The organism is Streptomyces sp. NPDC004031 (assembly GCF_053604375.1).
On the sequence record NZ_JBSGHL010000107.1, the window covers coordinates 1 to 10,716 of the forward strand.

The following is a 10,716-nucleotide window of genomic DNA, read 5'->3' on the forward strand; positions in this document are numbered from 1 at the left end:
GAATGCCCGCCCACGACGTGCGGGACGACACCGTAGGACCGGGCCAGCGCGAACAGCGCGGTCTCCACCGCGAACAGCGCAGCCTGCGTGAACAGTGTCTGATCCAGACGCCCGTCCCCGCCCCCGTCCTCCCCACCGTTGGTGAGGACGACGTCCTTGAGCGGCACCGGCAGATGCGCGTCCAGCGCCGCGCACACCTCGTCGAAGGCCTCGGCGAACACCGGCTGCGTCTCATACAGTCCGGCGCCCATGCCGGGGCGCTGCGAGCCCTGTCCGGTGAACAGCACCGCCACCCGGCCCTCGCCCGCCGCGCGTCCCCGCACCACCCCCGGCACCTCGGCACCATCCGCGAGCGCGGCCAGGCCCGCCAGCAGCTCTTCACGGCCGGACCCCAGCACCACCGCCCGGTCCTCGAACACCGCCCGCGAACCGATCAGCGACACGGCCACGTCCACCGGCGACACCTCACCGGCCGACACCACCTCCAGCAGCCGCCCGGCCTGCCCGGCAACCGCACCCCCACCCCGACCCGACACCACCCACGGCACCACACCCGACACCACCGGCGACTCCGCCGAAGGCACCTCCTCCGCCACCACCGGCGCGTCCTCCAGCACCACGTGGCAGTTCGTGCCGCCCATGCCGAACGAACTGACTCCCGCGACCAGCGGCTGACCCGGCTCGGGCCACTCCGACAGTTCGTGCTGCACCGCCAGCCGAAGCTCGTCCAGCGGTATCTCGGGATTGGGGGTCTCGTAGTTGAGACTGGCCGGGAGTTCGCGATGGCTGATGCTCAGCACCGTCTTGATCAGGCCGACGATGCCTGCCGCGCCTTCGAGGTGGCCGACGTTCGTCTTCGCGGAGCCGACCAGCAGCGGGCGGTGCGCCTCGCGGAGGGTGCCGAGGGCGGCGCCGAGGGCGCGGGCTTCCAGAGGGTCGCCTATACGGGTGCCGGTGCCGTGCAGTTCGACGTACTGGACGGTCTCGGGGCGGGTGCCGGCGCGCTCGTGGGCGAGGCGGATCACCTGCTCCTGGGCGCGGGCGCTCGGCACGGTGAGGCCGGGGGTGGTGCCGTCGCTGTTGACGGCGCTGCCCCGGATGACGGCGTGGACGCGGTCGCCGTCGGCGAGTGCGCGGGAGAGCGGTTTGAGGATGACCGCGCCGCCGCCCTCGCCGCGTACGTAGCCGTTGGCCCGTGCGTCGAAGGTGTAGCAGCGGCCGTCGGGGGAGAGGCCGCCGAACTTCGTGACGGCGACGGTGCTCTCGGGGATGAGGTTGAGGTTGACGCCGCCGGCGACGGCGAGCGTGGACTCGCCCTTGCGCAGGCTCTCGCAGGCCAGGTGCACAGCGACGAGGGCCGAGGACTGCGCGGAGTCCACGACGAGACTGGGACCGTGGACGCCGAGGACGTAGGAGAGCCGGTTGGCGATGATGCCGCGCTCGACGCCGGTGAGGGAGTGCCTGGTGATGCCGGCGGCGCCGCCGTACTGCTGGAGCAGGGTGGCGTAGTCGTCCATGATGGCGCCGACGAAGACACCGGTCCGGGTTCCGCCGATGCTGTCGGGGGCGATACGCGCGTTCTCCAGGGCCTCCCAGCCCAGTTCCAGCATGAGGCGCTGCTGCGGGTCCATGGCGACGGCTTCCTTGGGCGAGATGCCGAAGAAGTCCGCGTCGAAGCCGTCGACCCGGTCGAGGTAGGCGCCCAGTCGGGTGATCGCCTTGCCGGGGGCCTCACGGTCGGGGTGGTAGAGCTCGTCCGCGTCCCAGCGACCGGCGGGTGTCTCCGTCACGGCGTGCCCGCCGGCACGCAGCAGCCGCCAGAAGGCGTCGGGGTCGGGTGCGCCAGGGAGCCGGCAGGCCAGGCCGATGACGGCGATCGCCTCGGTGGTCGGAGTCGCGGTCGATGCGGCGCCGATCGGGGTGCGGTCAGTACTCATCGTGCTGCTTACCTCTCGTCGTCATCAGCGCTCGTCGGCTACGGCGTTCGTCGCTCGGCGTTTTGTGGTCGGCGCCCGTTCACCGGCGTCGTCGGGCCTGTGGAGCCGGCGGCTTCGCGGGCCGTCGGCCGGCTCGCGGGCGTGGCCGTGAGGTGCGTCCGCAGGACGCGAGCGCGGGCCGACCTCAGGGCGGGTCGGCCCGCGCGCGGTGCGTCCGGTCGGGGGTACGTCCGGTCGGCGGTGCGCTCGGCGGGCGGCGCGGAACCGGGACGAGGTCCGGGCACCCGGGCCCGCGGGCCCGGGTGCCCGACCGGTCAGGAGCCCACGGCGCCCGCCGCCGGGGCCAGGGTTTCGGCGAGGCTCCGGCGCAGCAGGCCCAGGAACTCGTCGGTCGACTCCCGGGTGAAGAAGTGGCCGCCGGGGAGGCGGTGGACCCGGAATTCGTCCCGGGTGTGATCGAGCCAGCGCTCGGGTTCGGCGCCCTGCATCAGCGGGTCGGACCGCCCGCTGAACACCTCGATCGGCACGGGCAGCCGGGGCAGGAAGGTGCGGTCGTGGCTGCGGCACAGCCGCAGGTCGTCGCGGGCCATGTCGAGTGCCGCGGCGAGCCATTCCGGGTAGGCCAGGATCGCCTCGGACATGCCGCCCAGCTCCATGAGCACCTGCACGAGTTCGTCGTCCGGCAGTTCCGGCAGGCGGCCGAGGGCCGGCGGGCGGTCCGGCGCCGGGTAGGCGCTGACGAGCAGGACTTCCGGAAGCGGCCCGCCGGTCCGGAAGAGCCGCCGGGTGAGGTTGTACGCGACGAGCGCGCCCATGCTGTGCCCGTAGAGGGCGAACGGCCGGTCGAGGGCGCCGGAACCGGAGAGCTCGTCGACCAGTTCGTCGGTCAGCGCCTCCATCTCCCGGAGCCGCGGCTCGCCGTTGCGCGTCTCGCGGCCCGGGAGCTGGACCGGCACCAGCGCGACGTCCGCGCCGAGACCACGCTGCCAGTCGCCGTACGCGGAGGCGCCGCCGCCCGCGTGGTGGAAGCAGAACAAGCGGATCCGGGCCTCCCCGGCCGGCTCGCGGGTGAGGTACCGCGAACGCCGGGAGAGCGGCGTGCTCACGCCGCCACCAGGTCGTAGACCCGCTCCAGGCTGGGGGCCTCCAGGAGGTCGGGCAGCGCGATACGGCGTGAGGTCTCGCGCTCCAGGATGACCACGAGGGACAGCATGTGCACCGAGTCCCATCCCGGCACCCGGTCGAAGGGGAGCCCGACGTCCTCCTTGGTCACGTCGAGGCCGAGCTCGTCCCGCAGGAGGGTCACGAAGTCGTCGAGGGTGTTCACGAGGGCTCTCCAGGGGGGCTGCCGGCGCCGACGGGGCTGCCGGACGAGTGGTCGGTCTGAAGGGGCGGTGCTTTGTCCGCCGGGCCTGCGTCCTCCGACGAGGCCGGGGACGCCGGCGTACGGAAGGAGGCCTGCAGGCGGACATGGGACGGCGCCGCCGGGATCTCGGCGAGGTCGTGGCGGAACACCGCGGTGGTGCCGTCGTCCGACACCTCGGTGAAGCCGACGAGCGGGTAAAGGCCGCGTACCTTGCCGTTCTTGGCGGTGCGCCGGTGAGTGCCGATGACCTCCTCCGCCCCCGTGGCCTTGAAGTGGCCGAGCAGCGCGCTCAGGCACGCCTGCTCGATGCCCCGGGAGAACACCCGGCAGCTGAGCAGGAAGTTGTCGATCCTGGCCGTCCCGCCCTCCTGCCGGGCCAGAACCGCGCCGACCAGCCCGTTGTCGCCGAAGCGGTCGCGGGAGTGGACGGCCAGCACGAGCGCGGCCGGATCGGCGCGCAGGGCCTGCACATCGGACTGCTGAAGCCGCTCGGTCGTGAGGTTGAACTGGTTCGTCCGCTGCGTGATCTGCGACAGCCGGGGGACGTCCCGGTCCTCGGCCGCGGTGAAGCGCACCGTCACGTCCAGCTCGCGCAGGTAGTCGTCCAGCGAGTCGAAGCTGTCCAGGAAGTCCTTGCGCTCCAGCTCCTCCCGGTAGGTGGACGCCCTGGCGCGGTCCGCGGCGGTCAGCTCCAGTACGTCGAACCAGCCGTCCCGCAGCAACTTCTCGATGTGCAGGGCCGGTTCGGTGTCCAGCCGCACCACCGCGACGTCCGGCAGCTCGCGGCGCACCAGCCCGCACTCGTACGGGCTGTCGTCGGCGAAGACGAAGGAGTCGACGCCGAGGTTCAGATCGGCCGCGAGCTCCTTGAGGTTCTCGTGCTTGGGGCGCCAGTTGGCGACGACCCGGACGAAGTCGGCCTCCCGCAAGGTCATGTGCGGGTGGGTGCCGAGGACTTCCCGGACCGGGGCCAGGTCGTTCTTGCTGACGGCGGCCAGCAGCACGCCCTGCGAGGTGACCTGCTTGACGGCCTTCTGGAACGCCCGGAACGCCTCGCCCCGGTAGGACTCGGCGACCTCGATGCCCTCGATGCCGTCCTCGCCGAGGACGCCGCCCCAGACCGTCTCGTCCAGGTCGAGGACCAGCACCTTCTTGGTACGGCCGGTGAGGGCCCGTGCCAGGTGCCCGACCTCGCGGGCGTAGCGGCCGAGCAGCGCCGAGGACAGGTGCGCCTTCGTGTAGAGGCTCAGCCGAGGATCGGCGACGGCGACCCCCTCGGCCACCAGCGGGTCCAGGTCGACGACCACGACCCCCGGGGCGCTCGCCCCGAGGCGCAGCAGGCGGGCGTTGGCCTCGCGCCACAGCGCCCCGACCAGGGCGCGGGAGCGGTGGTCGACGACCTGAGCCGTCACACCGTACGGCAGGGGAAGGGTGTTGAGGACGAGGGTGCCGCGGCCGGCGGCGGCGGAGCGCTGGACCAGCCGCTCGATCAGCGCGGTCTTCTCGGCCAGCACCCGCTCGACGTCCGACGGCCCCCAGGGGGTGGGCAGTTCGTCGAGCACGACACGCGGGTCGAGAACGCACAGGACGACGTCGGGCTCGGCCGCGTACAACGCGCTGCCGGGGTCGCCCAGATCGAAGACGTAGCTGTCGAAGTCCGAGACGAGCGGGTCCAGCAGGATGCCGTGCCGGGCCAGTTCCGCGGTCAGCGGCGGCACCAGAGCGGCCAGCGTGCCGTGGCCGGTGACCGCCACCCGCAGGGCGGGAACGTCCGGATGCAGTCTGCGGACCTCGTCCGGCCCGAGCCGGGCCAGGTGGTTCCCGGCGCGCAGGAGATCGTTCTCGGAGAGATCGGCCAGCAGCTCCCGGAGCTCAGGGTAGTGCTCGGCGAGCTGCCCGGAGCGCTGGAGGGCATGGAACCGGGCCGCCGGGTCCGGGGCAGCGGCGGAGGGCGTCGCCGCGGTGCCGGCGACGACGGGCGTGGAGGCGGTGGGCTGCGTCACGGCGGATCAGACCTTCTCCAACGCGAAGCCGGCCTTGATCCACTTGCTCGACTCGACCGCCACACACAGGGCCCGGTCGCCCTCGGTCATCTGCGGCAGCGCCCGCTCCAGCTGCAGGAAAGGCACCGCGTTGCCGGTGTTGGCGGTCTCGCGCACGCAGGTGATCTCCTCCGCGCCCGGGATGCCCAGCTCCGCCACGATGCGGGCCGTCATCTTGCCGGACAGCTGGGGCGGCAGCAGGTAGTCGATGTCGGTGTCCTGCCAGCCGAGTTCGTCCAGGATCTCCTTGGCGATCTCCGCCGACATCGTCGGCACGGAGTCCTCGATCGCCTTGTAGTCCTCGTTGACGGCCTGCTTGTCCGAGCCGCGGTCGGTCCGCCCGAACCACTCGACGCTCTGTCCGGGCGGCCGGTTCAGGCCGGTGAGCCGGGTGTAGATGTGCCGGATCGACGCGGTGCCCGGCACCGGGTCGGTGGTGAGCACGGCCGCGCCCGCGCCGTCCCCGAACAGCACGACGTTGACCAGCTCGGACGGGTGAAGCGTGCGCAGATCCAGCGTCACGTCCAGGTGCTTGGCACACACGTCGCCGCCGAGCACCAGCACGTTCCGGTGCTGCCCGGTCAACAGCATCTGCCGGCCGAGTTCCAGGGCCTGCACGGCGCCGGAGCAGCCGGACTGGAGCTGGTAGGAGGGCACGTCGTTGATGCCCAGCCGGTCGGCGATCAGGTTGACCGTCGCCGGCATCAGCTGGTCGGGCGTGGCCGTGCCCAGCACCATGCCGGTGATGTCACCGGGGCCGAGGCCGGCGGCCTCCAGGGCCCGCCGTCCCGCGATCTCGCCCAGCTCGGCGAGCGAGGAGCGGATCTCGCCGCTTTCCAGGTCCACCGCCAGGTGGCGGGTATCGGTACCGACGAATGCGTCGATCCACTGCTCCCACAATGCGTCCATCTGGAACCGGCGGGCGAGCGCCGCGTTGTCGAGAGCAGGGCCGGGAAGCGCCGTTCCTACCGACAGGATGCGGACGTCAGGGGTGTCCATCCTGGTCCTTTCCGAGTGAATCGAGCCCGGGACGAAGGCCGGCGAGCAGCCTGTGGAGCCACCGGCCATGCTCGGAACCCGCGCTAAAGCCGCTCTAACCCACTGCTTGGCCCCGAATCCGCTGATCAGCCGGGCGCACAGCCCGCTTTAGGCGTGAGAAAGCGCCCCGTTAGTGGGGTCGGCGAGCTTGCTGAAACCTGTGGCGTGCGGCCCTGCGTGGTCCCCACGGTCCGGAAACGAAGGTCCCGCGAGGAGAGAGTTGGTAACGCATGTCGTCGAACGAGGACAAGCTCCGCGACTATCTCAAGCGGGTTACGGCGGATCTGCACGTGACACGTCAGCGCGTCCAGCAAATGGAGAACGAGAATCAGCAGCCGATCGCCATCGTGGGTATGGCCTGCCGTTACCCCGGTGACGTCCGCTCGCCCGAGGACCTGTGGAACGCGGTACTCGGCGAAAGGGACGCGATTTCAGCCTTTCCCGCGAACCGTGGCTGGAATCTCGACACGCTCTACGACCCGGACCCGGACCACCAGGGCACGGTCTACTCGCGGGGCAGCGGATTCCTCCACGACGCCGACCGCTTCGACCCGGAGTTCTTCGGGATGAGCCCGCGCGAGGCGCTGGCGACCGACCCGCAGCAGCGCCTGCTGCTGGAGACCTCGTGGGAGGCGTTCGAGCGGGCCGGCATCGACCCCGCCACGGTGCGCGGCAGCCGGACGGGCGTCTTCGCCGGCGTCATGTACAACGACTACAGCTCCCGCATGACCCACATGCCCGACGGGCTGGAGGGCTACATCGTCAGCGGCAGCGCCGGCAGCGTGGCGTCGGGCCGGATCGCGTATACGTTCGGGCTGGAGGGCCCGGCGGTGACGGTGGACACGGCCTGCTCGTCCTCGCTGGTCGCCCTGCACCTGGCCGTGCAGTCGCTGCGCCAGGGCGAATGCGGCCTCGCCGTCGTCGGCGGTGCCACCGTGATGGCCTCGCCCAACGCTCTCCTGGAGTTCAGCCGCCAGCGTGGTCTGTCGCCGGACGGCCGCTGCCGCTCCTTCTCCGCCGACGCCGACGGCACCGCGCTGAGCGAGGGCGTCGGCGTACTCCTCGTCGAGCGGCTCGCGGACGCCCAGCGGTTGGGGCACCCGGTGCTCGCCGTGATCCGCGGTTCGGCCGTCAACCAGGACGGCCGGAGCAGCCAGATGACGGCGCCGAACGGTCCTTCGCAGGAGCGGGTGATCCGTCAGGCGCTGGTGAGCGCGCGTCTGGCGTCGGCGGATGTGGATGTGGTCGAGGCGCACGGGACGGGTACGCGCCTGGGCGATCCGATCGAGGCGCAGGCGTTGCTGGCGACGTACGGGCAGGGGCGGTCGGAGGACCGGCCGCTGTGGCTGGGGTCGGTGAAGTCGAACATCGGTCACACGCAGGCGGCCGCGGGTGTCGCAGGCGTGATCAAGATGGTGATGGCGATGCGGCACGGCGTCATGCCGCGCACGCTGCACGCTGACGAGCCCTCGCCGATGGTGGAGTGGGACTCGGGTGCGGTGGAGCTGCTGACGCAGTCCCGGGAATGGGACGAGGTGGACCGTCCGAGGCGTGCCGCGGTGTCGTCCTTCGGTATCAGCGGGACGAACGCGCACGTGATCCTGGAGCAGGCACCGGTGCTTGAGGTGGCGGCGCCGGAGGGTGACGCGGGCGAGCCGGACGAGGGTGTCGCTTCGGTGGTGTCGGGTGTGGTGCCGTGGGTGGTGTCGGGTCGGGGTGGGGGTGCGGTTGCCGGGCAGGCCGGGCGGCTGCTGGAGGTGGTGTCGGCCGGTGAGGTGTCGCCGGTGGACGTGGCCGTGTCGTTGGTGGGTTCGCGGGCTGTGTTCGAGGACCGGGCGGTGGTGCTCGGGTCCGGCCGTGAGGAGCTGGTGGCGGGTCTGGCCGGGCTCGCGGGTGGTGTTGAGGTGCCGGGTGTGGTGCGGGGCCGTGCGGCGGGCGAGGGCCGGGTGGCGGTGCTGTTCACCGGGCAGGGCTCGCAGCGCCCCGGCATGGGCGCCGAACTGTACGACTCCCAACCCGTGTTCGCCGAAGCCTTCGACGAGGTGTGCGCCGCCCTGGACGCGCACCTCCCGGTGCCGCTCAAGGACGTCATCCTCACCCACCACGAGGACGGGGAGGACGGGGGCGGGGAGGACGGCGGGCGTCTGGATCAGACGCTGTTCACGCAGGCTGCGCTGTTCGCGGTGGAGACCGCGCTGTTCGCGCTGGCCCGGTCCTACGGTGTCGTCCCGCACGTCGTGGGCGGGCATTCGGTGGGTGAGGTGACCGCCGCGCATGTTGCGGGTGTGCTGTCGCTGCCGGACGCGGCACGCCTGGTGACCGCGCGGGGGCGCCTGATGCAGGCCGCCCAGGCCGGCGGGGCGATGATCGCCGTCGAGGCCACCGAGGACGAAGTACTGCCCCTGCTCGGCGAACGGCTCTCGCTGGCCGCGGTCAACGGGCCCACAGCCGTCGTGGTCTCGGGTGACACCGATGCGGCGGAGGCGGTTGCGGAGCATTTCCGTGGCCTGGGGCGGCGGACCCGGCGTCTCACGGTCTCCCACGCGTTCCACTCACCGCACATGGACACCGTCCTGGACGACTTCACCCGCGAGATCCGGACCCTGGACTTCCGGGCCCCGCAGATCCCGGTCCTGTCCAACGTCACCGGGGTGCTCGCGACCACCGGGGAGCTGACCTCGCCGGAATACTGGGCCCGCCACATCCGCGGCACGGTCCGCTTCCACCACGGCATCCAGCACCTCGCTACCGAACACGCCGTCACCGCCTACCTCGAACTCGGCCCCGACCCCGTCCTCACCGCCAGCATCACCACCACCGTCAACGGCGACGCCCTCGCCGTCGCAGCACTGCGCAAGGGCAGGCCCGAGGACGAGACGTTCCTCACCGCCCTCGCCCACCTGTGGACCACCGGAACCCCCATCACCTGGGAAAACATCCCGGCACTCACAGGCGGCCGAGCATTCGAGCTTCCGACCTACGCCTTCCAGCACCAGCGGTACTGGCTCGAAGCCCCCGCAGTAACCGGTGATGCCGCCGGACTCGGTCTGGCTGTGGCCGGGCACGGACTCCTCGGCGCGGCGGTGGATCTGGCGGACGAGGGTGGTGCGGTTCTCACGGGCAGGCTGTCTCTCGCGGCTCAGCCGTGGCTGGCGGATCACATGGTGCTGGGCAGTGTGCTGCTGCCGGGCACGGCGTTCGTGGACCTGGCCGTCGCGGCGGGTGACCGTGTCGGCGCGGGACACCTGGAAGACCTCACTTTGCATGCCCCGTTGGTGGTCGCGGACGGCGAGGGCGTGCAGCTCCAGGTCACGCTTACTCCCGATGAGGGCGGATACGGACTGGGTGTGCATTCCCGTTCCGAGGACGGGGACGGTCCGTGGGTCCGGCATGCCACCGGCCGCCTCACCGCCCAGACTGCGGAAGTGGCCGACGACGCGTCGGCATGGCCTCCGAGCGATGCCCGGCCTGTCGATCTCGACGGTCTCTACGAGCGTCTCGCCGCCCGGGGATACGAATACGGGCCGCTGTTCCAGGGCCTGCAAACGGCCTGGCGCCACTCGGACGGGAGTGTCTCCGCGGAGATCGCCCTGCCTGTCGAGGGTGTGGACACCGCCGGGTTCGGTATCCACCCGGCCCTCCTCGACGCGGCGCTGCACGCGCTGCTGCTGGACGACCGGCCGGGTGAGCCGGTGGTCGTGCTGCCGTTCGCGTGGAGCGGGGTCACCCTCCACGCCACCGGCGCCACCACCCTGCACGTCCACTGGACGACCACCGGCGAGAACACCCACGCCCTCACCGCCACCGACCCGGCAGGCACACCCGTCATCACCGCCGACGCCCTCACCGTCCGCGAGACCACCACCGCCCAGCTCGCCGCGCTGACCCCCACCCCCACCGCGGACGACCTCTACCAGCTCACCTGGACACCCACCCCCGACACCGGGGCCGGGTCCGAGACCGTCGGGTACACGGGTGAGCTGGTGGTCCTGGGGACCGAGACGTTCGGTCTGACCGGTGTGCCCGTCCACAGCACCCTCGATGACGTCCCTGCGAACGCCCATGTGCTGCTCACCGTGCAGCCCTCACCCCCCGACGCCGGCCCCGGTCACACCCACAGCGTCCTCACCGACACCCTGGCCGTCCTCCAGGCGTGGCTGGCGCATCCCGGTCACGCCGACGGGCACCTGACCGTCGTCACCCGCCACGCCGTCACGACCCGTCCCGCCGACCCCGCCCCCGACCTCACCGCAGCAGCCGTCTGGGGCCTGGTCCGCACCGCACAGACAGAACACCCCGACCGCCTCACCCTCCTCGACCTCGACCACCACCC

At 71.9% G+C, this 10,716-nt stretch carries 6 protein-coding genes; 1 reads left to right on the forward strand and 5 read right to left on the reverse strand.

The window, feature by feature from the left end; all coding sequences use genetic code 11:
- From ACWERV_RS35830 to ACWERV_RS35850, 5 genes are all read right to left on the reverse strand, one after another.
- Nucleotides 1-1,937: type I polyketide synthase (locus tag ACWERV_RS35830; RefSeq protein WP_452941000.1), on the reverse strand; the 1,937-nt coding region annotated here is incomplete at its 3' end.
- Between the two features lie 314 nt (nt 1,938-2,251).
- Nucleotides 2,252-3,043 (reverse strand): thioesterase II family protein, encoded by a 792-nt coding sequence (locus ACWERV_RS35835; protein WP_452941002.1) that lies wholly within the window; start codon nt 3,041-3,043, stop codon nt 2,252-2,254.
- Nucleotides 3,040-3,264 (reverse strand): acyl carrier protein, encoded by a 225-nt coding sequence (locus ACWERV_RS35840; RefSeq protein ID WP_398192915.1) that lies wholly within the window; start codon nt 3,262-3,264, stop codon nt 3,040-3,042. The genes ACWERV_RS35835 and ACWERV_RS35840 overlap by 4 nt, the downstream gene beginning before the upstream one ends.
- Nucleotides 3,261-5,306 carry an HAD-IIIC family phosphatase gene (locus ACWERV_RS35845; protein ID WP_452941004.1) on the reverse strand — a complete coding sequence of 682 codons (2,046 nt, stop codon included), beginning with the start codon at nt 5,304-5,306 and terminating at the stop codon, nt 3,261-3,263. The genes ACWERV_RS35840 and ACWERV_RS35845 overlap by 4 nt, the downstream gene beginning before the upstream one ends.
- 6 nt (nt 5,307-5,312) lie before the next feature.
- Nucleotides 5,313-6,344, reverse strand: coding sequence for a 3-oxoacyl-ACP synthase III family protein (locus ACWERV_RS35850; protein ID WP_452941006.1), 1,032 nt, complete (start codon nt 6,342-6,344; stop codon nt 5,313-5,315).
- A 269-nt stretch (nt 6,345-6,613) separates the two neighbouring features.
- Between ACWERV_RS35850 and ACWERV_RS35855 the strand changes: the two genes are divergently transcribed.
- Nucleotides 6,614-10,716: type I polyketide synthase (locus ACWERV_RS35855; RefSeq protein WP_452941007.1), on the forward strand; the 4,103-nt coding region annotated here is incomplete at its 3' end.